Below are 24,777 nucleotides of genomic sequence, written 5' to 3'. Positions count from 1 at the left end.
GGTAGTCATTAAAGAGATCATTACTATCCGCAATGTTTTAAACAAGCTGCTTATTGGGCGTTTTTACTCATTTCTTCTTCAAATATCTTTTTGAACTTTTCATATTCAAAGTCAATGCGCAATTTGTCATCATTCTTAATACGATTTGCCATAGCATTCATGATTTCCTCTCCTGCCAGTTCAAGAGAGACATATACTTTGTATTTACCATCAGGAGTCTTCATGGTTTTTTCACAAATTACACGCGTACCGCTCAATTCCTGTTCCACTACCGTACGGGTCAATGATTGATAACGACTTTTGCTTTCATCATTTTCACCTTGCTGATAAGAGGAAACATAACTATCGGTTACCGATTTCACTTTTGCATTGATAGCAGTAGCAATTTCAGCCCGGGCCTCCGTCATCGCTTTTTTCTTTGCAATAGACATATCCGTAGAAAGTCCCATCGAACTAGCTCTAAAATACTCTTTGTTCGTTTGAAATTCCGGTCCCGAACAAGGAACATTAATTTCTACGTCCTGTTGCACTGCCGGTTGCTGCACTGTTTGTGTTACAGGTTTTGAACTACCGCAACTTGTCATAACAGCAATGATTAGCAATGCTGTTCCCAATAAATTAATTCTTTTCATTTCAAGTCTTTTTTAATGTTAATATATGATTCATTTCAAGCCTCTCAACTTCACTATATTATTTTTGAAATCCTTCAATTGCAGCAGTGCCACAGATTGCAACTTACTTACCTCAATAACCATCTCCGTAGGCAGATCAGGCACAATGAGCGCAGTGACTCTGCGGTCATTGAACTTAGACCCCAGTTTGAGACTGACAATCGGAGATTCTTCACCTTTTTCGTTTATAACCGTCAGATTTCCACTATATAAGTCCACTTCGCAATCGTCAGCATTTGTATTCACAATCTTAAGATGTATCCTCGATTTGTCTCCCAAAGTTGCAAGTTTGTCAAATTCAACAAAGACACCATCCAACCATTCAACCCGAATTGCCTTTTGATTCTCTGGTTTGGCGGACTTAACCGGAACCAAAGGAGCAGGAATAACTTCCGGCACCACAACAGGGACAGATATAACCGGATCAGCTTCTTTTTCCGGTACGGAAGAACCGACTACCGGAACAGGAACATCCGGCAACATCTTCTGTCTTTCCGGAATCTTTCCGGTTCTGTCGAATGTTATTTTCTTCAATTCACGTGCAAACTCCCGGTTCAGCCGTTTTATCAATTCACGCGCCGCCATATTCTTGCCTTGAGAAGCGGACTTATTTTCAGGTACTAATGTCCGTTCATCATTAATAGAATAATTCAACATGGTTTGCCCCGTCCGGTTATTTTCTATTTTAATCCCCAACGTAGAAAAGAATTCGATGAAGTTATACAGTTCACCCGGAACGGTATTGCCTTTACGACACTTATTATCCAATGTAACGATAATGTCGGCTTCAGAAGGAGATGCAACTACGTTAAAGAAATGATTGTTCAGCAAACTCTTCACAGTTCGTTCCACCGCCTCTATATCGCTCTGCGCACTTCTAACATAAGCAGAAGTCTGTGTCTGCACCGTGTTGATAGTCAACGTTGCTCCGGGAAGAGAAGAAAGCATTTGTTTGAATAAAGCTGCATAACTTCCCTTCCGGAACAAGCTGAACACATCATCAATTAATGAAATTCCAATTTCCTGCTGTGCCTGTTTAGAAGTAATATTGCGCACATAAAGAGCGGCAACTCCCGATTCGTCGGTGGGAGACATGGAAGACAAATCTCCCGACCCGGAAACAAACTCGGCTTTCAACCGGATATTCCTTAACGGATTTCCATTACGGTAAACACCTATAGCAATAGGCTCCCTTATACCTTGAAACGGCGTGACTGAAACGGTTGCCGGATTCAGAACAATCGTTATTCCATCAAATACTCCAGCCAAAGCCGCATATAGTTCGGTCGCCAGATTAATTGTCTTTCCTTCGTAAGAGCAGAACAACTCCTGATTAAGCACCGGGCGTATAGCCTCCATTCCATTTGAGAATAATTCAATGGCAGTCATTAAATCTCCCTGTTGTAAAGTAATGTGTCCCTTATACCAAAAATCGAATCCGTTACGGATTGCCTTCTGACGACGTGCTTCCACCAAGGCCGCATAATCGCCCTTATTCAATTCATAATAAACCCAATACTCATTGTCACTTCGCCAGGAATCCACCAGACGAAAGTTCTCTATTTCCGCCCGGGCTTCTGTACGAATACTTTCTGCGAAGGTTTGTTTCACATTACCATCGTCCTCCAACGTATTCAACAAAGAATTGGCGGCAATCACCACTTGAATTTCAGATACAAGGTCAGACAAAGCGTTTTGCTTTGCCTTTTGCTGATAATCTCCTTCCGATATTTCAGCCATTCCTATTCCGATGTAACTTAAACCACTAACAGGATGCTGTTTCACCCAGTCAGGACGGTTCGTTTGTTGACCGGAAAGCGGAAAGCAAAACCATGAAATCACAAGAATAAATAAAAGCCAATGTTTCATACGTCCTTGATTTATTGAATAGTCAAATAGATGGTACTTCCATCCACTCTATGTTCACTATCTATTCCGGAATCATTCAGATAATTAACCAGATTATCCGCAAACGTGATGCAATCCATCGGCAAGCCGTCGCTGTCCTTTGCAGGAATCTGTATCGAATCAAATATCAGACTATCGTCCACAACACCTTGAATATGGTAGCGTCCTCCCTGGGCATTTTTTCGTACCCAATTGCGTATATGCGCCGAAAGAGTAGTACTACCGTTTATCCGGCTATTCATCGTATTGATAGCATTATCTGCGAGACTAACCCGAAGAACAACCGTATTCCCCTGTTGAACTTTCCGGGCAAACTCTTTCGAAATATCTTTCAGAAAACCATCCAGAACATCTTGTGCCGCGTATGCGCATAACTTATCCACGTCCGTCGTCCTAAAGCGGTTCGTCCAGCTTTTCCGGCTAGCCAAATCTACTCCGGTAGCCGTTTCACGAGCAGTCATAATCAATGAGACTCTACTTCCCGAAGCTGCAGATATGTCTTTTTGTAAATCAACAATCACATAGACGTCCGCTCCCGAATTCATCAACAACTGCTTATCATTGGAATCAGCATTCTTACTTTCCCATTCGGAAGCGCGCAAAGTTCCTGACTGTTTTCCCTCGGCAGCCACCGTCTTCACGCCAAGCTTAACAAATCCCTCCTTTACCGTACTTACGGCTATACGAAGATCAAAATCATTTTTCAGAATATCGGCGTATGAGCTTCGGTCATTGCTTTTATAGGGGACTACCATGATTGTCGGCAAAGCCATTTGTTGCCGAGTTTCCTCCATCGACATTTCTTCCTGGGATCTCGTCATCAATTTGTTCCGTATCAAGTCTTTTTTAAGCGCACCTAATAAGATTTGAGCCGTTACTGTACCTTTGTATAGATTGGAAGATTGCCGTACCAGATCTCCTACCGTTTCATAGTTCTTCACAAAAAGCATATAACGTGAACTGAAAAACTGATTCATATAGTAAGAATCTTCTTTCCCGACGAGCGGCTGTCCGTTTTCCACTCCGTCAATGCCGTTGAGGAATATAGCATTAAAGATCGACTTCAATGCCATATTATATACATCCTTCTTTTTTTCGGCTGTTCCGGAAGCGGTGATAACGGCTATGTTATCATCTGCCTTCACACAAGTTACGTCATTGGAGTATGACTCCTGTGCCATGAAATGAATAGTGTATACAACTAGCAGGTTCAAAAGCAGTATTCGTAACTTCATCATAGTCCAAGTCCGCCTAAAAAGGTATTTTTTCGAGAAAGAATAATCAATTTCTTTTCTTCTTTCGATGCTTTCATTATCTCCTCACCGCCTTTGCTCACGGTACATAAAGAACGTGTTCCGCTCAATACTTCTTTCACATTCAAGCGTCCGACTTCTTTCAATGACAGTTCTCCGGCAATATCCATCTCTATGTAAACGATAAATTTCTGGCCTTTTTGTACCCCTCTCTTGGTTCCAAGATCGATATATACAGTTTGTGCTTTATCTTTTTTGGTACTCTCAATCTGTACAATCGTTCCTTTCATTTTGAAATACTCGTCAACAAAATCGTCCATGCTTATTACTACATAATCCAAAGTCTTAATGATAGCTTCATCAGGAGTATCGCCAATATTCCCGGTCAGCCCCTCGTGAGTGAATGTCTGGGTTCCTTTGAGTGTACCGTTAGAAGGGTCTACTATTTTCAACGTGTAAGAAACACTCCCCTGATAATAGGTCTTCCCTTTACTATCTGTTTTTTTAACTCCCTGCATACTGGTAATATTTCCCTGAATAAGATATTGGGCGCCTAACGTTGTCATGACCTCGCTTCTGCAAACGGCATCTCCCATAGCAGAAGCCTCTTGGCGTCTTTTCGCTTCAGTCTTCAATGCTTCATTAGAATCAACATCAATAAGTTCTACACGATCCATCTTCTGGATACCTTCTATTACTTTATTACGCAATGCTTCCGCCAAAATATTACTGATAGTACCGGGACGCGAGAAATAATCAATATAGACTCTTTCTTTACCGTTTTCATCGGTTTGTGCATAGCCTAACATTGGAATTAGGCAAATAGAGAACAATAGTAAAATCTTCTTCATGTCTGTTTATTATTTATTATTAATGCTATGTTTGTTTTTTAGTGCAATATTTCGCTCTTTTAATACAATATAGAATGTTCTTTTTTCAATAATGATTTACTGTTATGAATGATTGTGTTTTCTCTGACTGCAAAGTTAAGCACACATTAAGGTGCATTGTATACACAATATTTACTACAACCATCCGTTAAACGAATAGTTATCTCCAAATATCAATGAGAAAAGGGAAAAGAGTGGTATGTTCAATAAAACGAGGTCGTTTTCCCGTCTCCAAGCTATTTGCACCATCGCATTTTCCACAGTTCTCTCGAATAAGTATAAAATAGCATTTGTTATATCCACTAAAATTGTTACATTTGTCCAATAATAAATTGCTTCCCAATAACAAGATACATGGAAACAGATTTAAAGAAGATAGTAGGACATCGGCTGCAAATGCTTCGTATGGAAAAGAATCTTACTCAAGAACAAATGGGAGAAAAGTTGAACTTATCAACAAGTGCCTATTGTAAGATTGAGTATGGTGAAACCGACCTCACATTAACAAGGCTGAACAAAATAGCAGAAGTGCTAAATATGTCTGCATTGGAGCTATTTAATAAAATAGATGGAAATGTGTATGTCAATAACACAGGTACAATCGGGACAAATATCGGAGTCGCGAAAGATTGTAGCACTGTCCGCATCGAAGCTGCAGAGGATCTCCGTGAACTAATCAAGGCAAACAGCCGGTTTATCGAGATATTGTGCAAACGCATAGAACTTTTAGAAAATAAAGTACTGGTATAGTAACATACTCATAGAATTATTACATTAAGGTAACAATAATGAGGATGCACAGATCACCGATTAGTTATCGATTTTCTGTGCATCACTACTATTTTAAAAACACTTTTAAGACACCCTACTAAAATTCTTTATTAGGTGTAGCTTATACCCTAACTCTTATAAGAGTCTACGCAAAAATATCACTCCGTAAAATATAACCTATTACATCTCCTTTATGTACATTGGCACCTTGCTGTGCACATATCTCCACAACCCTTCCGGTAAATCCGGTCAGAATCTTTTCATATTCTCCCCACGGGGTAGAAAGATAACAAAAAACTTCGTCATGCTGATATTTACGTCCGATGAATGGAGCAATGGATGGTCCCTCTACGGAAACTTCCCAAAGTACCTGCCCGTTATCAGGAGCAATGACCGGGTCTGCCTTGGCACGTTTCAATTTCTTAATTTCCTCTTCCGAATATCCGTTCTTTGCCATTGCCGCATCTTTAGCATGTTGTAACTCTTCCTCAAAACGCTTTTTGGCAACCCCGGACTTATAATCACGATATTGGCGATCGTGCATGGCCAGTTCGAACAGTTCCTCGTCATCCTCTCCATATTCCCAGCCATTTTCATCCATTTCCTTTCGATATTCATCCAAAGCATCCGGATAATTCAACTGCGGATCGGTATCGACAAATTCATATCCTTTAGATTTCGCCAATTCTACGACCTCCGGAGCGAGCTTACCCGGAAGACGTCCACTTTTACCCAGAATCATATCCCAAGTGTGGTTATCTATCATTGTCCAGCGCTCTTCCCCTTTTACCTGCTGCATAAGATTCATTAATGCAACATTCTTCACATATTGGCTGAAAGGAGTCACCAAAGGAGGATAACCCAGCTTAGGCCATACATATTCCACTTCATCAAAAAGCATCACAAGCAAATCATCCAGACTAAGTTCCGGCTCATTCTTACTCCGTAATATCATATTGATACCGGAATGCACTCCTTTCAAGTCTGCCATCATGGAACCCATCATACCACCCGGCAAACCACATTTCAGTAGAAGTGAAGACATATATTTATTGGTAGGATCCATAAAATAACCCAGAAAATCATCAATGAATTCTTGCGTCATGGCACGAGCTTTCATATATGCTTTCATATTTATGTCGGGGACCTGGAAACCTAAATCTTTCAACATAGCTTGCACAGAGATTACGTCCGGATGCACTTTGCCCCAAGACATAGGCTCCATAGCTACATCAATGATGTCCGCACCATTCTCACAAACTTCAAGAATAGAAGCCATAGACAATCCCGGTCCACTATGACCATGATATTGAATCAATATATCCGGATGTTTCTCCTTGATAGTCCTGACCAATTCTCCTAACATACCCGGACGACCGATACCCGCCATATCCTTCAAGCATATTTCAGGTGCACCAGCCTCAATCAGTTGATCGGCAATTCGGGCATAATACTCAACAGTGTGTACGGGAGAATAGGTGATACAAAGAGTTGCCTGCGGAATCATACCTGCTTCCAAAGCATATTTAATAGAAGGAATGATATTTCTTGTTTCGTTCAGTCCACAGAAAATGCGTGTGATGTCCACTCCTTGCGCATGCTTGACTTTATACATCAATTTACGTACGTCTGCCGGAACCGGATACATGCGCAACGCATTCAATCCGCGATCGAGCATATGCGTTTGAATACCCGCTTCTTTAAAAGGTGCGGTAAAAGCACGGACGGCCTTATTAGGATTTTCGCCGTACAACAGATTCACTTGCTCAAAAGCACCGCCATTCGTTTCAACTCTGGCAAAACAGCCCATCTCAATAATCAAAGGAGCGATACGGACAAGCTGATCAACCCGAGGTTGATATTTACCGGAAGATTGCCACATGTCCCGATAAACAAGACTGAATTTAATTTCCTTTTTCATCATAGCCAATAATAAGTGATTTTTTCTTCGGTTAACTTCACATATACAAATATAAAGGTTTAAACTGACATATAGTCAAACAATCACCTTAAAAAATAGATATAAAGAGATGTTTAATATCATAATGCAATAAAACCACCTCTATATAGATCCATTCACTATAAATAACAAATCAAATTGTTTTATGTTCGTACATATATCATTCCTTTAAGATTGCCAAATACTTCATCACCTTCATTCATTGACGTTTAACGGCTTCTGAAGCTATACCAGAAAGTTTATTTATACTAAAGTTTGTACAAAAGCAAATCGCTTCTCAAAATCATCAGTAGGTATAAACAAACCAAGATAACCATCAGGCATAATCCACTTGTCAAGGGCTTTATTATACTCAAAATTACTATTACAATAATTAATATAAGATGCAATATTGACTGAATCATTAAAATAAAGAATAGATTTATTACAGACATCATTTTCTAAAACACAGACTAGTACAGCATTATCTACTACAATTTCAATACCTTTATTTACCTCCTCCATAAACAAGTATTCATATATACACATCTCATTTTTAAAAAATAATCTTCGAATGCGGCTACTTGTATTGGTGAGCACGCTTCTTCCTACATACAGTAAATTCTCAAAGTGTGAATGCAAATTAAGAGTATCCATTTCATCATTTTTTTTATTGTTATCACTCTGCTAAATATTTAATGACCAATATTAAACTTCACAATACAATCATATATGATTGTAGATATGCAAATATAAATACTTTTCTTTGAAAACAATCATATATGACAGAAATTATGCTTGATAAACAAGAAACATTAAACGAGATAGGTTATAGAATTAGAAGATTGCGAGAAAGTAAGAATCTATCTATTCAAGACTTTGCAGATAAGCTTGAAATAGAATACAATAATGTTATTCGAATAGAAAAAGGAAGAACAAATTTCACAATTGGTACCCTCGTAAAAATTGCTAATACCTTAGAGGTGAATTTAAAAGATATAGTATAGTTACAAAGAAGAAGAAGATAACTATATCATAATATACTGTGCAACGGATATTATTTTTGATTTATTATCTAGAAGTTAAAAAATAAATTTCGGCATAGTTTGTCAAATCTGCCCTATAATTTCACAACAAAGAAGTTATTTCAAAATATTCCTTAGACACTTTGACTAACATTATCCTATAAAAACGAATCATTACGGAAACAGCTTATAAAAAAGTAATTACTTGAGCTACCCATATTCAGAACACGACTTAAAAAGGAGTATATCACCTAGAAGTTACCTAACAAAACACAAGATATTATATAGGAGACAGACTGAAAAATATTCCGTGCCTAGAAATGTACACACCAAAATTTGGCCAATTTGGTAAATGAATAATATTAGTGAACCTAAAATCATAAAACGCAAATACAAAGCGATATACAGGTTCACATTTTCCTTTAAAAGGAACACCTCGTTGGTTTTAAAGGAACGATGCCTTGGTTTTAAACCAACGAGGCGTTCCTTTTAAACCAACAAAGCACTTATTTTAAGTCTCATTTCACGAGCCCTTCGAATGACTATGAAAACATATTCAAGAAGGCTTGCATTTCTCTCCATTATTTACCATAAATGTGCTATATTTTATCCACTAGAAGTACGTCGTGTCCGATAACAGTGAAAATCAGTGAAAGAATTTAAAAGAGAAACAAATACAACAGAATTATTTGGAAGGAATCAGTTGAACGCTTACATTTGTCATGTGATTTTTTTCATAGTATTAGATTTAAGGTTAACAAAGGTTGGAGCAAGGCGTTGCTCCTTTTTTTATGTCTATATGTGAGATTAGTTCATGTGAGTTAATTCAATAATTGGTACATTCCTCCTGCCAATACACGAATCACCCCTTTCATTTCCAGTTCAAACAGTAGGGCAGTCATCTTATTTACGGGAATATCTGCTTCTACCACAAGAGAATTGATTTGCAGATTTCCCAGTTTCTCCAAAATAGCAACTATCTTCTGCTCTTCTTCAGACAATTCGATAAAAAGACTACGTTGCACACTTACCTTTTCCGAAAGAGTCATCGGTATATTCCAGCCCATAGCCTGCACAAAATCTTCGGCAGATAATAACAGGGATGCTTTATTATCCCTAATCAACCGATTGCATCCTTTTGAATATTCATCACTCATGCGACCGGGGAAAGCGAAACAATCGCGATGATAACCTTCAGCAAGTTCGGCCGTAATCAATGAACCTCCCTTTTCTGCCGACTCAATGACGATGGTAGCATCACACATACCGGCAACAATACGGTTTCGACTGATAAAATTATGGCGATCGGGATTCGTTCCGGACAGAAATTCGGTCAGTAATCCCCCTTTTTCAAGCATGTCAACAGCTGTTTTCCGATGGACATGAGGATAAATACGATCCAGCCCATGAGCTAAAACACCTACTGTAGGTAATTCATTAGCCAAAGCTTCACGATGCGCATGAATATCGATTCCATAAGCAAGGCCGCTAACTACAAGCACATCAGGACAAAGTGCCTTCAGATCCCGCAGAAAAGAGGCGCAGATTTGTGTCCCATAATCAGTAGCATTACGGGTTCCTACCATATTCAGGATATGAAGGGAATTTAGATCAGCATTTCCTTTAAAGAAAAGAACGACAGGAGCATCTTCACATTCCCGCAAACGGGAAGGATAAGCCTCATCATGAAAGGACAGACAGGCGATCCGATTCTTCCGGATAAATTCATATTCCTGTTCGGCACGGATCACAGCTTGCGGACAATCCAACGCATCTACCACCCGTTGACTCACTTCAGGAATACGTTCCGGTATTTCTTTACGCAGACGGAAGATATCAACAGCATTATTCATTCCGTCTATCAGATGTTTCGCCCCTATGTGCCCGATACCGGGCACCATTGTCAGGGCGATACTATAAATCTGTTCTTCCTCGGAACTGCTCATTTCAGGTAAGGGACAAAGACGCTATCGAATAATTCGCTGTCACTCAAACGTCCGTTTACCACACATACCGTTTCAACAGTGGATTTCACTACTACTTTATTATCACTCTTACGGAAAATATCCTGATAGAATACATATTTGATACCTTCCTTCTTCATATAGAGTTTAGAGACAAACTCGTCTCCGCTTTTCAACGGCGTTTTGAATGCCATATTAATGCGTGCCACTACCGGATCGACTCCCTGTTCGTGGAGTGCAGCAAAACTGATGCCTACCGACGTCAGAAACTCATGGCGGGTATGTTCCAAATAATGCTGATAGTTCGCATTATTAACAATCCCTTGAAGGTCGCACTCGTAATCACGCACCTTCATTTCCAATTCATAGATATAGTTCATCAATTAAAAATTAAAAATTGAAGATTAAAAATTAAAAGTTGAGAAATAGCAGTTAGCCTCTTTTTTGCTCAATATCGAGTCCTTTGAACTTCTTCAGTTCTTCGGTTGATACCAGTTTATACAGCTTGTCACTGGGGCGTATCTTATCTGATTTCATGGAGAAGTGCTGGCCTTTCTTCACAGTCTGCACGGATTCCAAGTCAACACGGGCTTCTTCCAAAGTCATGAATAGAGCACCTGTGGTCGGTCCGGTAATGAGAAGTTTATCGCCTACGCTAACTTCCGCAGCCTCTACCAGAAATTCGGAAACTCCAATGTTAGAGAAGTATTTGATACCTTTACCTACATATATCTTACGTTCCGTAGCTGCCGAGCCATAGTTTCTGGTCCATTCGCCTAAACGTTGTCCCAAATAATAGCCATCCCAAAAGCCGCGGTTGAATACTGTTTTCAGACGTTCGTCCCAAGCTGCAATCTTTTCATCGGTAAATGTTCCTTCCAGATAAGCTTTGATAGCCTCTTTGTAACATTCTACCACTGTACGTACATATTCAGGTCCACGGGCACGGCCTTCAATTTTGAATACACGCACACCGGCATCCAACATCTTATTCATAAAGTGGATGGTCTTCAAATCTTTCGGTGACATGATATATTCGTTATCAATATCCAGTTCCACATCCGTCTCTTTGTCACGGACTGTATAGGAACGGCGACACACCTGCATACAAGCGCCGCGGTTGGCAGAATGGTTCATCTCATGCAAAGAGAGGTAACATTTACCCGATACAGCCATACAAAGCGCACCGTGACAGAACATCTCAATGCGAATCTGTTCACCACTCGGACCACAAATATGTTCTTCCTGAATCTGGCGATAGATTTCGGCTACCTGCTCCAGATTCAACTCACGGGCCAATACTACCACATCTGCAAATTGTGCGTAGAATTTTAAAGCCTCTGCATTGGAGATGTTCAGTTGAGTGGAAAGGTGTACCTCCTGCCCTATCTGACGGGCATAGTTCATCACCGCCACATCAGCTGCAATCACCGCAGAGATTCCGGCTTCCTTGGCTGCATCGACAATGGTATGCATCAATGGAATATCTTTATCATAGATAATCGTGTTGACCGTCAAGTAGCTTTTCATCCCGTGTTCATCACACGTACGGGCGATCTCCCGCAAATCATCAATCGTAAACGTATTGGCCGAACGGGCACGCATGTTCAGGTTTTCTATACCGAAATAGATAGAATCGGCACCTGCCTGAATAGCCGCAGCAAGAGATTCGCGCGAACCGACAGGAGCCATTATTTCAAAATCTTTCAAACTAAGACTCATAGAATATATACTTATTTGTATCAGTTAAGCAAATGAATGCGTACAAAGGTAGGCTTTTTTCCGTATTTTTGCAGCGAAAACAAGAAGTTACTTCAATCATAAACAGTAAATATCAGATTCATATATGAAGATAGGCCAAATAGATTTGGGTAAATATCCCATCTTACTTGCTCCGATGGAGGATGTGACTGATCCGGCTTTCCGCCTGATGTGCAAGAGGTTCGGAGCAGATATGGCATACACCGAATTTGTGTCGAGCGATGCGCTGATTCGCGCTGTCAGCAAGACTGCGCAGAAACTAAGTATCAGTGATGCCGAACGTCCCGTTGCCATCCAGATATACGGGAAAGATACGGAAACGATGGTGGAAGCTGCCAAGATTGTGGAACAGGCACAACCTGATATTCTGGATATCAATTTCGGATGCCCGGTAAAAAGAGTAGCCGGAAAAGGAGCAGGAGCAGGTATGTTACAGAATATCCCCAAGATGCTGGAGATCACCCGTGCGGTAGTAGATGCGGTGAAAATCCCCGTAACGGTCAAGACCCGCCTAGGATGGGATGCTAACAACAAAGTAATTGTAGAGCTAGCAGAACAGTTACAGGATTGTGGTATTGCTGCACTGACTATACATGGCCGCACCCGTGCACAAATGTATACCGGAGAAGCAGACTGGACATTAATAGGCGAAGTGAAGAATAATCCACGGATGCATATTCCTATTATCGGTAATGGTGACGTGACGACGCCTCAACGCTGCAAAGAGTGTTTTGACCATTACGGAATAGATGCTGTCATGATTGGTCGTGCCAGCTTTGGTCGTCCATGGATATTCAAAGAAGTGAAACACTATCTGGAGACTGGGGAAGAATTACCACCGCTAAGTTTCGACTGGTGCATGGAGGTGCTTCGCCAAGAAGTGGTTGACAGTGTAAATCTACTTGATGAGCGCAGAGGTATTCTGCATGTACGCCGTCATTTGGCTGCCAGCCCATTATTCAAAGGAATCCCTAATTTCCGTAATACGCGTATTTCCATGTTACGGGCAGAAACAAAGGAAGAGCTTTTCCGCATATTTGAAGAAATCACTTCCCAACGTAAAGAGAATCCGGAAATTTAATCCACCATAGATCATAATCTTCATCCGCAAACTCTGACTCCTGCGGATGGAGATTATTTGTTTCAAAATACAGAAGTATATTCCAATTTTCTACTTAAACATCGGTTGTGCAAACCACTTCTTAAACATCCAGGTCACAACCACATACAATAGGAATGCAGAGAAAAACCCTACAATGGCATCAATCACATAATGTGCCTGAATATATACGGTAGCCCCGCAAAGCAACATATAGAAAGGTATAAGACAGGCAAACAACTTCTTGCTGCCACGCCAAGCCATAATCATCAGAATAGTAGAAATACCGACGTGTGAACTGGGGAATGCTGCCGTAGGACGTTCGCCTACCTGCTGTGAGCCTTCTACTAAGCTATAAAAGAATCCATGCTGATAACCCGGTCCGGGAAGTAATTCCTGATTATGATTGAAATAGTCACCGATAGCAGGGAAAATACCTTTAGATACATTATCAATCCCGATGGCAGGGAAATAGAATTGAGGCCCCGCGACAGGAACGAATATATAAATCAGATAATAGATAAAGAAGGAAGTGACGAGAACAAAAGACATCTTTTCGAACCACTCAAACTTATAAATGAAATAAAACAATGCCACAATCAGCATCATCGGATAATAAAAGAAATATCCCATATTAAATGCTTCACTGACGATAAGGTGCGGAAACGTATGGCAAAACCAGATAGCAGGCTGACCATTGAAAATAAACTCCTCGGCAGTTGCAAATACATGGTCTAAATTCGGAAAGAAACGATTGAACTCGAAAGTATCCGGATACCAGTAAGACAATAGACTCATCTGGATAACAATGCGCACAAACGCTGAAAACTTACAGGGGGCAAGACGATAAAGATACATCAACAAAAAGGTCATCGCCGCGATCATAGCCCTATCCAGCAACATGTGCCATGGATGATCCATTCGCTGAAACAGGAATAGAATCAATATGGAAGTCAACAGATTATAAATCAGTGTAATCTTTTCCACAGCAAACAACCCTTTCCGGGTTTCTACGCGCTTAAATAAGTCTAAAGCCATCCTTCATTTTTATACCAGGCAATGGTTTCACGAACTCCCTTTTCCAAATCATATTCGGGTACATACCCAAGTTCTTTCATTACCGGGGATATGTCGCATTGCCAGTTGCGTTGTTTCATTATCTTATATTTATCCGAATTCAAGGTACTGCTCCTCCCGGAACGTGTAGCAATGAATTCAGCGAACAAAGATATAACTTTTAGCACAATTAATGGACATTTCAAGTGAAGAACAAACGGATTGCCCAATTCTTTTTGTATCAGATCCGAAAAGGCACGACTTCTATAGATTTTCCCATCTGTTAGGAAATACGCCTTTTGAACCACTTTTTTCTCCATTCCCAGAAAAATCGCCTGCACAATGTCCTTCACATAAACAAAAGTCAAGTCCTGGCGTCGAAAACCGACCGAAAAGTCTACATGCTTCTGAATGGACTTGACCATCAGGAAATAGTCTGACTCACGGGGACCATAGACTCCCGTAGGACGATAAATGACATAAGGAAAACCGGGAATACTCTGAATATATAATTCCGCTTTCAATTTACTCAATCCATAAGCCGTATTAGGCATCGGAGTATCTTCTCCGCTTATCGGAGTATAATCCTTCTCACGTACAGGTCCGAATACACTCAACGTGCTAATATATATAAACTGCTTCGGAACCATATTCAATTCCTTCAGCGTGTCTATAAAATATTTAGTCTGAAGATAATTCACATAATCAAAGGTCTTTTTATCAGAACACTTTGTCACACCGGCGCAATGGATGATATAATCAAATTTGCTGTAAGTACCTTTATGCCCGGAGAGTTGGGCGCGAAGCTCATTGGGATGTGCAAAGTCCAGTTCCAGAAAGTGAATTTTCCGGTTCTTTAAATACCGCTTGCTACTCGTGGGGCGAATTCCGGCCCACACACCAAACTTTCGTTTCAACGCTTCCTCCACGATGAAACTTCCTATAAAACCACTTGCACCTGTAATTAAAACACTCTCCATTATTACTTCTCTGGTTCTACATGAATATTGATTCAAAAAATATGATGCCACAAAGATACGATAAATATAAAATAAAAGCCATTTTGCTTTTCTCAATTATTATTTGTTTATTTGCAACGCGATTTATTTACTATTCAACACTTTTAAAGCACGTGGAAGATAAGGCCGATTTTGATTTTCTTTTTAAAGAGTACTATCCTCAACTTTATTATTACGCATTTCATTTGATTAATAATATGGAGGCTAGCAAAGATATCGTCAGCGACGCCTTCGAATTTATTTGGGCCAATTATGCTAAAATAGATAAAGCCACAGCTAAATCTTATCTATATGTCTACGTTCGCAACAAAAGCATTGATTTCCTGCGGCATCAGAATACACACGAACAATACGTACAAATCTATTCCGAACTGACCAAAAGTTATGTTGAGACGGAGTATCAGGAGCAGGATGAAAGAATGATGCATATCAGTAAGGCGATGGAAAAACTGACTCCACATACCAGGCATATTTTAGAAGAATGTTATATTCAACGCAAAAAATATCAGGAAGTGGCAGAGGAATTAAATATTAGTGTCAGTGCAGTCAGGAAGCATATTGTGAAAGCATTACAGGTGATACGTGAAGAATGTGCAAAAAAATCATAAAGCAGGTGTCTTTATTTTATGATTAAACGTAATATAAATAAGTATGATACAGTCGAACAGTGATGAATAAAGATATTGACAATATAGATAGTACAGATAAATCTGTAGAGAAGGCACTCGACATTATGGAGAGCTCTTCAGAAATAAACGTCGAACAACTGCAGGAAATGCTTAAAGATGAAGAAACCCTGCAGGCTTGTCGCGACATCATGGATAGCAGCCTCTTCCTACAACAAAAAAGTGGAATGGAACTACCCAATATAGAGATGGAGCTAGAACGATTCAAGAAAAAACAGTACACGGCAAGAATGCGTTCCAACTTCTGGAAAGTAAGTATGGGAATAGCCGCCATGATTGCCGTTCTATTTGGAACTTACTATCTTATCAATACCCTGACGACCCCTGCCCTGGAACCAATCACAGTATTTACTGCGGATGCTGCCCCTCAACATATCACTCTGCAAAAAGATAACGGAGAAAAGATTGTATTAGACGAACCGCAATCAAACAATCAAACCTTACCACAGAAAATGATCTCAAAGTCCGAAAAGAAAGAATTGGATTACAGGCAAGTCATTTCAACGACCACTCAAACACATGTACTCACTGTTCCACGCGGTGAAAGTTTCAAGGTAGTGTTATGTGACGGCACGGAGGTCTGGCTCAATGCCAATAGTAACTTTGTCTATCCAACGGCCTTTATTGGCGACGAACGTATCGTCACTTTAGAAGGTGAGGCTTATTTTAAAGTGGCCAAAGATCCGGAGCGACCTTTCATCGTAAAAACCAGAACTGTGCAAACCCGCGTTCTCGGTACTGAATTTAATATACGCAGCTATACTCCTGAAGATACTCATGTAGTGCTTATTAATGGAAAAGTAGAAGTCAGCAATACCAAAGGAGGATCATATACCAGACTATATCCGGGAGAAGATGCACATCTGCAATCTGATGGCAACTTTATCCTGGCAGAAGTAGATCTAGACTCCTATGTTTATTGGAAAGACGGCTATTTCTACTTTGACAATGTCACATTGAAAGATATTATGCAAAATTTGGGACGTTGGTACAATGTAAACATAGAGTTCAGAAACAAAGAAGCGATGGAGTATAAAATGCACTTTATATCCGATCGTACCAAAGACCTGGAACATACAATCTCATTACTTAATAGAATGAAAAAAGTGACAGTCACCTTGCAAGGCAATACGCTTACTGTAGACTAGATTTTTATTGCATAAGTATAACTAATCTATGCAAAATACAACAAAATATCACTTTTATTAAAAAATAAATCACAAAAGGGGTATCCATATTTTCTTCTCATACGAACTAGTTATATAAACATGTTCAAAATAGTGTTATTAAAGACAAACGTATGAGAAATAATTGGAACCTACTTATTGTGTGTTTTCTATGCGTATTATGTTTCCGACCCTACCAAGTAAATGCTCAGGTGCAATCGCAAAAGAAAATCACGATTGAAATTAGCAACGAACGGTTGCCGTCCGTACTAAAACGTTTAGAAAAACTATCCGGATATAAGATCCTGTTTACGTATGACGATGTCAAGAAATTCACCGTTTCTGGCTCCGTCAAGGATAAGAGTATAGAGCAGACTCTCGATATAATCTTAGCTAATAAGCCACTGGAATATCATATTGAAGACCAATTTATCACAATTACTATCAAAGGTCCTTCCAAACAGGCGAAAGTATTCAATGTGAAAGGAGTGGTTATTTCCGGTGATGACGGACAGCCGCTCATTGGTGCAACCGTTGTCATCAAAGGAAGTAAGTCCGGTGTATTAACGGATATAGATGGAAAATTCTCGATAGAAAATGTATCCAATAAATCCCTGTTACAATTTTCCTATATAGGAATGAAACCGCAAGACCTGACTCCTGCTCCAAATATGAATGTTACATTAATGCCTGATGTACAAACATTATCTGAAGTAGTAGTAACAGGTATGCAGAAAATGGACAAACGTCTGTTTACAGGAGCAACCAAACAATTGTCCGCAGATGAGGTCAAACTAGATGGTTTGCCTGATATCAGCCGGGGACTTGAAGGACGTGCCGCAGGCGTATCTGTACAAAATGTTTCCGGCACATTTGGTACCGCCCCAAAAATCCGGGTACGTGGTGCTACATCTATTTTCGGTAGTTCAAAGCCACTATGGGTGGTAGATGGAGTCATCATGGAAGATGCTATCGACGTAGGTCCGGATGACTTATCCTCAGGAGATGCCGAAACATTGATTAGTTCAGCTATTGCCGGATTGAATTCAGATGATATTGAAAGCTTTCAAATATTGAAAGACGGATCAGCAACCTCTATCTACGGTGCGCGAGCCATGGCAGGGGTTATTGTAGTAACCACCAAAAAGGGAAAAGCCGGTGTCAGCAAAATCAGCTATACCGGTGAATTTACAACTCGTATGATTCCCAGTTATAAAGAATTCAATATCATGAATTCACAGGAACAAATGGGAATCTATAAAGAAATGGAACAAAAAGGATGGCTCAACAATAGCGATACTTACCGTGCAAAAGATAGCGGAGTGTATGGACGTATGTATCAGTTAATCAATCAATACAATCCGGTTACAGGACAATTCGGACTTGCCAACACTCCGGAAGCACGTAACGCTTACCTGCGTGAAGCGGAAATGAGAAATACCGACTGGTTTGATACTTTATTTTCCAACAATATCACACAAAATCATTCTGTCAGTATCACTTCCGGAACAGAAAAATCTTCATTCTATGCTTCATTAAGTGCCATGTCAGACCCGGGGTGGTACAAGCAAAGTGAAGTAAAACGCTATACAGCTAATTTAAATACAACATATAATATATATAAGAATTTATCTATAAATTTAATATCCAGTGCTTCCTACCGTAAGCAGAAAGCGCCCGGAACACTGAGTTCTGAAGTGAATGCAGCTAGTGGAGAAGTCACCCGTCAATTTGACATCAATCCATATTCGTATGCACTAAACACATCACGCGCATTGGATCCGGCAGTCAACTATACAGCTAACTACGCACCATTCAATATCCTTCATGAATTGGATAACAATTATATGGACTTAAACGTAGTTGACGTTAAATTCCAAGGAGAAGTAAAATGGAAAGCACTTCCAGAATTAGAGCTTAGCGCATTAGGAGCAGTCAGATATCAAGCTTCTTCGCAAGAACATAATATTAAAGACCACTCGAATCAGGCAACAGCATATCGCACAGGAATGGATGACGCCACTATTCGTGACAACAATAATTTACTCTACACCAACCCCGACAATCCTTATGCTTTACCCATCAGCATACTGCCGGAAGGCGGTATTTACCAGCGTAAGGACTATCGCATGCTGGGAGTAGACTTTCGTGCCACAGCATCCTGGAATCATTTATTTGCAGAAAAGCATATAACCAATCTTTTCGCTGGTATGGAGGTGAATGATTTAAAACGCATGCAGAATTATTTTCAAGGATGGGGAATGCAATATACAATGGGCGAAATTCCATCGTACGTATATGAATTTTTCAAGAAAGGTATTGAGTCCGGTGAAAATTATTATGGATTAAACCATACCACAACAAGGAGTGTAGCAGGTTTTGCCAATGCAACCTATTCGTATGATGGCCGTTATACAGTAAACGGAACATTCCGCTATGAAGGCACCAACCGCATGGGAAAAAGCCGTTCTTCCCGCTGGTTACCTACATGGAATATTTCAGGAGCATGGAATGTACATGAAGAAAATTTCTTCGAAACACTCAGCTCCGTGCTGTCACATTTGACATTCAAAGCATCCTACTCTTTAACTGCCGACAGAGGTCCGGAATATGTAACAAATTCACATGCCATAATCACCAGCTATTCACCATTTCGCCCTTTCACCAGCGGACAGGAAACCGGACTTTATGTATCCGACCCCGAAAATAGCGAATTGACTTACGAAAAGAAGCATGAATTAAACATCGGTGCTGATATGGGATTCTTAAACAACCGGATCAATTTCTCAATCGACTGGTATAAACGCAACAACTATGACCTGATTGGTATAACTCCGACACAAGGAGTAGGTGGTTCTATTTATAAATATGCCAATATAGCCTCCATGAAGTCACATGGTATTGAATTCACCATCTCAAGCAAGAATATCCAATCGAAAGACTTCTCATGGAATACAGATTTCATCTTTTCCAAAGCAAAAAATGAAGTGACCGAGCTTAACGCCCGTTCCAGCGTGATGGATCTGGTTTCAGGCTATGGTTTTGCGCGTCAGGGCTACCCGGTGCGTGGTTTGTTCTCTATCCCATTTGTCGGCCTAAGTTCAAATGGTATCCCAATGTATAATATCAATGGAAAAATAACCAGTACTGATATTGATTTCCAAACACGTGACAATATAGACTATCTAAAATATGAAGGTCCCACTGATCCTACTATAACAGGTAGCTTTGGTAATATCTTCACCTATAAAGCATTCAAACTAAATGTATTTATCACCTATTCATTTGGTAATGTAGTACGTTTAAATCCGTGCTTCAATTATCAATACAGTGACTTATCCTCTATGCCCCGTGAATTCAAAAATCGCTGGACAGTTCCGGGTGATGAGAAGCATACCAATATCCCTGCCATCATTTCCAAACGTCAATATGAAGATAATAAAGATTTGATGTATGCATATAATGCCTATAATTACTCTACAGAACGAATTGCCAAAGGAGACTTTATTCGTATGAAAGAAATTTCCTTGTCCTATGATTTTCCAAAATCATGGATTACATCAGCAAAGATATCCAATTTATCTTTGAAACTTCAGGCTACCAATTTATTCCTAATCTACGCAGATAAGAAGCTAAACGGACAGGACCCGGAATTCTTCAATACCGGTGGAGTTGCCTCCCCTGTACCCCGTCAGTTCACATTAACTCTTAGATTAGGATTTTAACCATTCAGATAATTATAAAAATGATGAAATATAAAAACGTATTATATACAGCAGTCATTTCAACCTTATGCCTGGGAATAACCTCCTGTAGCGATTTTTTGGATGAAATGCCGGACAACCGAACTGAACTAACTACCGAAGAGAGCATTACCAAAGTATTGGTATCTGCATACCCAATGACCACCAACTGTCATATAGGCGAATTCTACAGTGACAACATTGATGAAAATAGTAAAGCATACAGCTATCTTTTCCGGTTAAACGAGCACTTGTATCGCTGGCAGCAAACCACTGAAGAGAATCAAGACTCACCTCATGCCTTATGGAATGATTGTTATAACTCGATTGCATCGGCCAACCAAGCCCTGGCAGCCATCGAGCAAATGGGAAACCCTCAATCATTGTCAGCACAAAGAGGTGAAGCTCTAATATGTCGCGCATATAATCATTTCGTACTAGCTACCACATTCTGCAAAGCGTATGGTACAAATGCAGATAAAGACCTAGGTATACCTTACATAAAGGAACCGGAAACATCTGTAAATCCACAATACTCACGCGGAACTGTTGCTGAAGTCTATCAAAATATCGCAGCCGATTTAGAAGAAGGATTGCCTCTAATCGACGACAATATTTACTCACGAGTGAAATATCATTTTAATAAAAAGGCTGCCTATGCATTTGCTGCCCGCTTTTATCTATATTACACACAGCCGGATTTTTCTAACTGCCAGAAGGTTATCAATTATGCCAATATAGTACTCGGCACGAATGCTTCCCAATATTTACGTGACTGGGCTGCATTAGGAGCTTTATCTCCCAACAAGAACATACAGCCGAACGCTTATGTAGATGCAGATAATCGGGCAAATCTACTGGTAATATCAGCAGCTTCATATTGGCCATTGGTTTCCGATCCGGGTTATGCCAACTGTGAAAGATACTGCATGAATAATATTACTGCCTCGGAAAGTTGTAAATCCGAAGGTCCATGGGGAGACCAGTCAAGCTACCACCAAATCCCATTTGCGCCTGGTGGCTCTATCAAGAACGGATTCCGCCGTTTAGTCATCTATCAGCAGTTCACATCAGGCAACAGCTGGGTCGGTTATATGCTGTATCCTGCTTTCACTACCGATGAAGCATTACTTTGCCGGGCTGAAGCTTACACATTACTAAAACGTTACGACGAAGCTGCAGCCGATATAGACGCCTGGCAGAAAGCCTTTACGAAAAATACACAAACCTTGTCCAAAGAGACAATCAATGATTTTTATGCTCAATTAAAATATTACACACCGGAAGCCCCGACAGTAAAAAAGGAATTGCATCCGGATTTTATAATAGAAAAAGGAATGCAAGAGAATCTGATACACTGTATTCTACATGCGAGACGCCTGTTAACTTTAGAAGAGGGACTTAGATGGCAAGATATAAAGCGCTATGGCATTGTAATCTACCGCCGCTATTATGAAGGTTATACCTTGGTGAATATCACCGACAAGATGGACACGAATGACCCCAGACGTGCAATTCAGCTACCGGCCAGTGTCATTACGGCAGGTATGCAACCAAATCCAAGAAATGACTAACTAACTTAAGGAGGGAAAAATATGAAGAAATACATCATATATAGTTTAATCATATCATTAACCTGCGGACTGGGAGCTTGCAACAACGACGAGGGCGTGGACAAAGCAAACAGCATCTTCTCTACAGAAGAAGTAGAACGCAGCCCATTCGACAACTGGATATTGGGTAATTACACCCATCCGTACAACATTGCATTGAAATATCGCATGGAAGATAACGAGAGCGATATGACACATGTATTAGCTCCTGCCGACTATAAAAAATCCGTAGTACTGGCTAAAATTATCAAACATGTATGGCTGGAAGCATACGATGAAGCGACCGGTAATCCGGACTTCTTACGTCAATACATCCCCAAGACCATTCACTTTATCGGCTCTCCTGCCTATGAAGACAATGGCACCATGGTATTGGGAACGGCAGAAGGTGGTATGAAAATTACATTATACAATGTAAATGACATCAATCCTGATAAAATAGATATCAATCTGCTAAACGAATACTATTTCCAAACAATGCATCATGAGTTCGCCCACATCCTGCATCAAACCAAAAACTATGATCCGGCATTTGATCGTATCACAGAAAATGCCTATATCGGCAGCGACTGGTATATGGTGGGAGCTAACCGCAATGCATGGCAACAAGGATTTGTCACTTCCTACGCAATGAGTGAATCACGTGAAGATTTTGTTGAAAACATTGCGGTGTACGTCACAAATACAGAAGACTACTGGAATAATATGCTACAAAATGCCGGTGAAAGCGGTCGTGCACTTATCAAACAGAAATTCGAAATAGTCTATAGTTACATGGAACAAACCTGGGGAATCAATCTGGACGAATTACGCGACATCGTTCTACGCCGCCAAGATGATATAGCAAACGGCAATGTAGACTTAAGTATTATTGAATAAACTATGAAAATTATGAAGAAATATCTATCAATATACACACTTCTGGCATTGACTTGCATTGTATTACAATCTTGTCTTTTCTCTGAAGAAGAAATATTCGACGAATCATCTGCCAACAGAGCTACAGCCGATGTAATAAAATGCCAGGAGATTCTTAAAGATGTTCCGAACGGATGGAAACTGGAATATTACATAGGAAGCAACTATTCTGCAGGTGCAGTCACCCTACTAATGAAATTTGATGGAAAACAGGTAGAAATGGCGTCGGAAGCAGGAGCAGAAGGTTACAAGCCGGGTACCATAATAACCTCCCTGTATCAAGTTAAATCGGAACAAAGCACTATGCTCACTTTCGACTCATACAACCAGCTGATCCACATGTTTTCAGGTCCTTTAGGCCTGAACATGAACGTGGGAGGAGATTATGAGTTTATTATCATGAGCGCAACTCCCGACAAGGTTATTCTACAAGGAAAAAAATATAAAAATATAATGGAAATGACGCCTATGCCCAAAGACATACCATGGCGTATCCAGCTTGAGGATATCATTAACATCGAGAAAGATGCTTTTCTGAATACATATCGCATGGAGAAAGGGGGCCAAGTACTGAACTACTTTATACGTGACAATGGCACAATGTCTACATTCTCCGTTTACAGTACCGATTATAGCAGTGCAGAAAGTTTACCATATATTTATACAGAAAAAGGGCTGAAGTTACAGTCTCCATATAATGTCAACGGAGTTGAAGTCCAGCACTTCAAATGGGATAAAAAGTCCAGGCTATTTGTTTGTACCGATGCAGATGCAACGGATATTGTATTAAAAGAGTATTATCCCGAAAACTATCTGCAATATGAAGACTATATTGGCACCTACACCGCAACGGTTGACGATTACGATGAAGGTCCAACTTCACAATCTGTAACCATCACTCCTAAAGTCAGAGGAGAAAGTTATACTCTAAAAAGTATTGGCGGATTCAACTTCACTCTTCTGTATGACAAAGCCAGCGGAAAACTGATCTTAGATTCACAAAGTATAAGTCCGGTTTCTTCATCGTCTTACTACTTTGCGTGTGCGGCAGGTGTAGAAGGATATGCTCACACAGAATTAAGTTTGCCTTCACGCTTACGCAGCGGATTAGTAAATGTTACGGTGAAAACCAATCCTTTCACTTTCTACTTCGCGGATAAAGCAAGCCAAGAAAATACGTCATTGATAATCTGGGCTTATTCATCCGATGAATATTCAACTTCAGGACTAATGGGTTACTGGAGTTGGTATAACTCAATCTTAATGGAAAAAGAAAACGAAGGTAATTAATACAA

The 24,777-nt window shown here is 40.1% G+C and carries 20 protein-coding genes; 9 read left to right on the top strand and 11 right to left on the bottom strand.

Annotation, left to right across the window (positions count from 1 at the left end; all coding sequences use genetic code 11):
• Nucleotides 1-50: 50 nt before the first annotated feature.
• Genes N5O98_RS05525 through N5O98_RS05510 form a run of 4 tightly spaced genes read right to left on the bottom strand, consistent with a single transcriptional unit; the run spans nt 51 to nt 4,683 of the window.
• The gene (locus N5O98_RS05525; protein ID WP_004312265.1) at nt 51-632 is read right to left on the bottom strand and encodes an LPP20 family lipoprotein; all 582 of its coding nucleotides are present in this window, start codon (nt 630-632) and stop codon (nt 51-53) included.
• Nucleotides 633-662: 30 nt separating this feature from the next.
• Complete coding sequence (locus tag N5O98_RS05520) at nt 663-2,540, bottom strand: LPP20 family lipoprotein (protein WP_004312264.1); 1,878 nt, start codon at nt 2,538-2,540, stop codon at nt 663-665.
• Between the two features lie 11 nt (nt 2,541-2,551).
• Nucleotides 2,552-3,817, bottom strand: a complete 1,266-nt coding sequence (locus N5O98_RS05515; RefSeq protein WP_032856294.1) for a DUF6175 family protein — start codon at nt 3,815-3,817, stop codon at nt 2,552-2,554.
• Nucleotides 3,814-4,683, bottom strand: coding sequence for a hypothetical protein (locus tag N5O98_RS05510; RefSeq protein ID WP_004298503.1), 870 nt, complete (start codon nt 4,681-4,683; stop codon nt 3,814-3,816). The genes N5O98_RS05515 and N5O98_RS05510 overlap by 4 nt, the downstream gene beginning before the upstream one ends.
• A 393-nt stretch (nt 4,684-5,076) precedes the next feature.
• On the opposite strand from N5O98_RS05510, the gene N5O98_RS05505 reads away from it, so the two are divergent.
• The gene (locus tag N5O98_RS05505) at nt 5,077-5,472 is read left to right on the top strand and encodes a helix-turn-helix domain-containing protein (protein ID WP_004312261.1); all 396 of its coding nucleotides are present in this window, start codon (nt 5,077-5,079) and stop codon (nt 5,470-5,472) included.
• Between the two features lie 166 nt (nt 5,473-5,638).
• Here the strand turns inward: N5O98_RS05505 and N5O98_RS05500 are convergent, their stop codons facing one another.
• Nucleotides 5,639-7,414: an oxaloacetate decarboxylase gene (locus tag N5O98_RS05500; RefSeq protein WP_032856298.1), complete on the bottom strand. Its 1,776-nt coding sequence runs from the start codon at nt 7,412-7,414 to the stop codon at nt 5,639-5,641.
• Between the two features lie 282 nt (nt 7,415-7,696).
• Nucleotides 7,697-8,089 (bottom strand): hypothetical protein, encoded by a 393-nt coding sequence (locus N5O98_RS05495; RefSeq protein WP_032856293.1) that lies wholly within the window; start codon nt 8,087-8,089, stop codon nt 7,697-7,699.
• A 125-nt stretch (nt 8,090-8,214) separates the two neighbouring features.
• Here N5O98_RS05495 and N5O98_RS05490 point away from each other — a divergent pair, with 125 nt between their 5' ends.
• Nucleotides 8,215-8,439 (top strand): helix-turn-helix domain-containing protein, encoded by a 225-nt coding sequence (locus tag N5O98_RS05490; protein ID WP_032856291.1) that lies wholly within the window; start codon nt 8,215-8,217, stop codon nt 8,437-8,439.
• Nucleotides 8,440-9,278: 839 nt separating this feature from the next.
• Here the strand turns inward: N5O98_RS05490 and dprA are convergent.
• The 3 genes from dprA to N5O98_RS05475 are packed head-to-tail and all read right to left on the bottom strand — an operon-like array spanning nt 9,279 to nt 12,143.
• Nucleotides 9,279-10,403 (bottom strand): DNA-processing protein DprA, encoded by a 1,125-nt coding sequence (dprA, locus tag N5O98_RS05485; protein ID WP_004312259.1) that lies wholly within the window; start codon nt 10,401-10,403, stop codon nt 9,279-9,281.
• The gene (locus N5O98_RS05480) at nt 10,400-10,801 is read right to left on the bottom strand and encodes an acyl-CoA thioesterase (RefSeq protein WP_004312258.1); all 402 of its coding nucleotides are present in this window, start codon (nt 10,799-10,801) and stop codon (nt 10,400-10,402) included. The genes dprA and N5O98_RS05480 overlap by 4 nt, the downstream gene beginning before the upstream one ends.
• 52 nt (nt 10,802-10,853) lie before the next feature.
• A complete protein-coding gene (locus N5O98_RS05475; protein WP_004302691.1) occupies nt 10,854-12,143 on the bottom strand; it encodes a peptidase U32 family protein in 1,290 nt (429 codons plus the stop codon).
• A 124-nt stretch (nt 12,144-12,267) separates the two neighbouring features.
• Between N5O98_RS05475 and dusB the strand changes: the two genes are divergently transcribed.
• On the top strand, nt 12,268-13,263 hold the full coding sequence (gene dusB, locus N5O98_RS05470) for a tRNA dihydrouridine synthase DusB (RefSeq protein ID WP_004312257.1): 996 nt from the start codon (nt 12,268-12,270) through the stop codon (nt 13,261-13,263).
• A gap of 90 nt (nt 13,264-13,353) precedes the next feature.
• Here dusB and N5O98_RS05465 read toward each other — a convergent pair whose 3' ends face one another.
• Together N5O98_RS05465 and N5O98_RS05460 are read right to left on the bottom strand one after the other, a co-directional pair.
• Nucleotides 13,354-14,319: a phosphatase PAP2 family protein gene (locus N5O98_RS05465; RefSeq protein WP_004312256.1), complete on the bottom strand. Its 966-nt coding sequence runs from the start codon at nt 14,317-14,319 to the stop codon at nt 13,354-13,356.
• Nucleotides 14,310-15,317 carry an NAD-dependent epimerase/dehydratase family protein gene (locus N5O98_RS05460; protein WP_004312255.1) on the bottom strand — a complete coding sequence of 336 codons (1,008 nt, stop codon included), beginning with the start codon at nt 15,315-15,317 and terminating at the stop codon, nt 14,310-14,312. Before N5O98_RS05460 ends, N5O98_RS05465 begins: the two co-directional genes overlap by 10 nt.
• 44 nt (nt 15,318-15,361) lie before the next feature.
• Between N5O98_RS05460 and N5O98_RS05455 the strand changes: the two genes are divergently transcribed.
• The 6 genes from N5O98_RS05455 to N5O98_RS05430 all read left to right on the top strand — a co-directional run bounded on the left by N5O98_RS05455 (nt 15,362) and on the right by N5O98_RS05430 (nt 24,772).
• Nucleotides 15,362-15,964 (top strand): RNA polymerase sigma-70 factor, encoded by a 603-nt coding sequence (locus N5O98_RS05455; protein WP_004312254.1) that lies wholly within the window; start codon nt 15,362-15,364, stop codon nt 15,962-15,964.
• A 62-nt stretch (nt 15,965-16,026) separates the two neighbouring features.
• The gene (locus N5O98_RS05450) at nt 16,027-17,190 is read left to right on the top strand and encodes a FecR family protein (protein ID WP_118160983.1); all 1,164 of its coding nucleotides are present in this window, start codon (nt 16,027-16,029) and stop codon (nt 17,188-17,190) included.
• Nucleotides 17,191-17,342: 152 nt separating this feature from the next.
• The gene (locus N5O98_RS05445) at nt 17,343-20,933 is read left to right on the top strand and encodes a SusC/RagA family TonB-linked outer membrane protein (RefSeq protein ID WP_008646733.1); all 3,591 of its coding nucleotides are present in this window, start codon (nt 17,343-17,345) and stop codon (nt 20,931-20,933) included.
• 23 nt (nt 20,934-20,956) lie between these two features.
• Nucleotides 20,957-22,525 (top strand): RagB/SusD family nutrient uptake outer membrane protein, encoded by a 1,569-nt coding sequence (locus tag N5O98_RS05440; protein WP_004312250.1) that lies wholly within the window; start codon nt 20,957-20,959, stop codon nt 22,523-22,525.
• 21 nt (nt 22,526-22,546) lie between these two features.
• Nucleotides 22,547-23,443, top strand: a complete 897-nt coding sequence (locus N5O98_RS05435; RefSeq protein ID WP_004312249.1) for a zinc-binding metallopeptidase — start codon at nt 22,547-22,549, stop codon at nt 23,441-23,443.
• A gap of 12 nt (nt 23,444-23,455) precedes the next feature.
• Nucleotides 23,456-24,772, top strand: a complete 1,317-nt coding sequence (locus N5O98_RS05430) for a DUF4302 domain-containing protein (RefSeq protein ID WP_032856297.1) — start codon at nt 23,456-23,458, stop codon at nt 24,770-24,772.
• Nucleotides 24,773-24,777 lie beyond the last annotated feature (5 nt).

This window comes from Bacteroides sp. LFL-34, from assembly GCF_027257075.1.
Classification (GTDB): Bacteria; Bacteroidota; Bacteroidia; order Bacteroidales; family Bacteroidaceae; genus Bacteroides; species Bacteroides ovatus.
Note: the sequence above shows the minus strand (reverse complement) of the source record. Positions and strands in the feature narration are given on the sequence as shown.

What these genes read in the sequence shown, in the direction of transcription:
- N5O98_RS05525 (WP_004312265.1), bottom strand. Translation starts at nt 632, where the DNA reads ATGAAAAGAATTAATTTATTGGGAACAGCATTGCTAATCATTGCTGTT.
- N5O98_RS05520 (WP_004312264.1), bottom strand. Translation starts at nt 2,540, where the DNA reads ATGAAACATTGGCTTTTATTTATTCTTGTGATTTCATGGTTTTGCTTT.
- N5O98_RS05515 (WP_032856294.1), bottom strand. Translation starts at nt 3,817, where the DNA reads ATGATGAAGTTACGAATACTGCTTTTGAACCTGCTAGTTGTATACACT.
- N5O98_RS05510 (WP_004298503.1), bottom strand. Translation starts at nt 4,683, where the DNA reads ATGAAGAAGATTTTACTATTGTTCTCTATTTGCCTAATTCCAATGTTA.
- N5O98_RS05505 (WP_004312261.1), top strand. Translation starts at nt 5,077, where the DNA reads ATGGAAACAGATTTAAAGAAGATAGTAGGACATCGGCTGCAAATGCTT.
- N5O98_RS05500 (WP_032856298.1), bottom strand. Translation starts at nt 7,414, where the DNA reads ATGAAAAAGGAAATTAAATTCAGTCTTGTTTATCGGGACATGTGGCAA.
- N5O98_RS05495 (WP_032856293.1), bottom strand. Translation starts at nt 8,089, where the DNA reads ATGGATACTCTTAATTTGCATTCACACTTTGAGAATTTACTGTATGTA.
- N5O98_RS05490 (WP_032856291.1), top strand. Translation starts at nt 8,215, where the DNA reads ATGACAGAAATTATGCTTGATAAACAAGAAACATTAAACGAGATAGGT.
- dprA (WP_004312259.1), bottom strand. Translation starts at nt 10,403, where the DNA reads ATGAGCAGTTCCGAGGAAGAACAGATTTATAGTATCGCCCTGACAATG.
- N5O98_RS05480 (WP_004312258.1), bottom strand. Translation starts at nt 10,801, where the DNA reads ATGAACTATATCTATGAATTGGAAATGAAGGTGCGTGATTACGAGTGC.
- N5O98_RS05475 (WP_004302691.1), bottom strand. Translation starts at nt 12,143, where the DNA reads ATGAGTCTTAGTTTGAAAGATTTTGAAATAATGGCTCCTGTCGGTTCG.
- dusB (WP_004312257.1), top strand. Translation starts at nt 12,268, where the DNA reads ATGAAGATAGGCCAAATAGATTTGGGTAAATATCCCATCTTACTTGCT.
- N5O98_RS05465 (WP_004312256.1), bottom strand. Translation starts at nt 14,319, where the DNA reads ATGGCTTTAGACTTATTTAAGCGCGTAGAAACCCGGAAAGGGTTGTTT.
- N5O98_RS05460 (WP_004312255.1), bottom strand. Translation starts at nt 15,317, where the DNA reads ATGGAGAGTGTTTTAATTACAGGTGCAAGTGGTTTTATAGGAAGTTTC.
- N5O98_RS05455 (WP_004312254.1), top strand. Translation starts at nt 15,362, where the DNA reads ATGCCACAAAGATACGATAAATATAAAATAAAAGCCATTTTGCTTTTC.
- N5O98_RS05450 (WP_118160983.1), top strand. Translation starts at nt 16,027, where the DNA reads ATGAATAAAGATATTGACAATATAGATAGTACAGATAAATCTGTAGAG.
- N5O98_RS05445 (WP_008646733.1), top strand. Translation starts at nt 17,343, where the DNA reads ATGAGAAATAATTGGAACCTACTTATTGTGTGTTTTCTATGCGTATTA.
- N5O98_RS05440 (WP_004312250.1), top strand. Translation starts at nt 20,957, where the DNA reads ATGAAATATAAAAACGTATTATATACAGCAGTCATTTCAACCTTATGC.
- N5O98_RS05435 (WP_004312249.1), top strand. Translation starts at nt 22,547, where the DNA reads ATGAAGAAATACATCATATATAGTTTAATCATATCATTAACCTGCGGA.
- N5O98_RS05430 (WP_032856297.1), top strand. Translation starts at nt 23,456, where the DNA reads ATGAAGAAATATCTATCAATATACACACTTCTGGCATTGACTTGCATT.